The organism is Streptomyces sp. (assembly GCF_019510245.1).
In the GTDB taxonomy this organism is placed as follows: domain Bacteria; phylum Actinomycetota; class Actinomycetes; order Streptomycetales; family Streptomycetaceae; genus Streptomyces.
Genome location: NZ_JAEKKT010000512.1, coordinates 1 through 1,709, shown reverse-complemented (window position 1 = coordinate 1,709; position 1,709 = coordinate 1). Strand labels below are relative to the sequence as shown.

At 69.5% G+C, this 1,709-nt stretch carries 2 protein-coding genes and 1 pseudogene; all 3 read left to right on the top strand.

From position 1 onward, the window contains the following. A partial coding sequence (locus JF597_RS54835) for an enoyl-CoA hydratase-related protein (RefSeq protein WP_294014677.1) occupies positions 1-628 on the top strand: 628 nt, incomplete at its 5' end. 262 nt (positions 629-890) lie between these two features. Continuing rightward, complete coding sequence (locus JF597_RS54830; protein ID WP_294014675.1) at positions 891-1,394, top strand: ATP-binding protein; 504 nt, start codon at positions 891-893, stop codon at positions 1,392-1,394. A gap of 42 nt (positions 1,395-1,436) precedes the next feature. Beyond that, a pseudogene (locus JF597_RS54825) lies at positions 1,437-1,709 on the top strand (polysaccharide deacetylase family protein); the annotation flags it as partial.

Here is a 1,709-nt window from a genome sequence, read left to right as displayed (position 1 = left end):
CGTGATCGTGTACGGCGGGGAGAAGGTGTTCGCGGCGGGCGCGGACATCAAGGAGATGCAGAACATGGACCACGCCGCGATGGTCCTGCGCGCCCGTGCCCTCCAGGACGCGTTCACGGCCGTGGCCCGCATCCCCAAGCCGGTCGTCGCGGCCGTCACCGGCTACGCCCTGGGCGGCGGCTGCGAACTCGCGCTGTGCGCGGACTTCCGGATCGCCGGGGAGAACGCCAAGCTGGGTCAGCCGGAGATCCTGCTCGGCCTGATCCCCGGCGCGGGCGGCACCCAGCGGCTCGCCCGGCTGGTCGGCCCGTCCAAGGCGAAGGACCTCATCTTCACGGGTCGTATGGTCAAGGCCGACGAGGCGCTGGCGCTCGGCCTGGTGGACCGGGTCGTGCCCGCCGACGAGGTGTACACCGCGGCGCACGCCTGGGCGGCCAGGCTCGCGCAGGGACCGGCGATCGCCCTGCGCGCGGCGAAGGAGTCGATCGACACCGGACTGGAGACCGACATCGAGACGGGCCTCGCGGTGGAACGGAACTGGTTCGCCGGTCTGTTCGCCACGGAGGACCGCGAGCGCGGCATGAAGAGCTTCGTCGAGGAGGGCCCCGGCAAGGCGAAATTCCTCTGAACCGCTTGCAATTGACGCGACGTCTGATCCGGGTCCCTCGATGGGGCGGTTTATGGGAGCCTTAACACAACCTTAAGTCTGCCTTGTCGAGGGAGTCGGTCGATTGCCTCCCGGTGAGCCTCCGCCGCAGGTCAGCAGGGCCATGGAAGGCACCGAAGTGCCTTTGGCATATGCCGATCGACACTGTCGGAACGACGCATTCCGGGGGGCGTATTCGTCCGGAACGGCCCCGGCGGGCGCTGTGGGCGGCCATGATGGGGGCATGGCGGGGCTGGAGGGTTTCGAACAGCCGCGGGGAGACGGCCGTACGACGGCGGCGCGCTGGTCTCCGGCGGTCGAGGACGAGCACGCACTGAAGGCCCTCGAACTGTTCGGAAATCCCACGGAGGCCGAGGTCCCGTTGCCGTCCCGGCCCGAGTCCGCGGCGGCCGCACGGCGCTTGACCCAGGTGATCGTTCTTCGTCACTGGGGACTCCCTCCGAAGATGACCGAGGACGCGGTGTTACTCGTGTCCGAGCTGGTGGGGAACGCGGTGCGGCACACGGGGGCGCGGGTGTTCGGCCTCCGGATGCGGCGTCGTCGGGGGTGGATCCGGATAGAGGTGCGGGATCCGTCCCGGGGGCTGCCCTGTCTGATGCCGGTGCAGGAGATGGATGTCAGCGGGCGAGGACTGTTCCTCGTGGACAAGCTCTCGGACCGGTGGGGCGTGGACCTGCTGCCCCGAGGGAAGACAACCTGGTTCGAGATGCGGGTGACTGACAGGTAGTCGGTGGGTCGATCAGCGGCATTCTCTGCCACAACCTCTTAAATGGGGCGGGTGACCGCTACCGATCGTCGGGCAGTGCTGCTCGCCACCGCCGGGCTGGCGCTGGCCGCGGGATGTGCGAGCAGCAGTGGTGCCGCCGTCCATCCAGTCCGTTCCGCCGGCGCAGCTCCCGCTCTCCCCGCCCAGCTCACCCACGGCCCCCGCGACCGTCCCCGGGTCGCCCTCACCTTCCACGGTGACGGGGATCCCGCGACCGCCCGTACTCTGCTCACCGAAGCCGAGAAGTACGGTGCCCGGGTCACTGTCCTCGCCGTC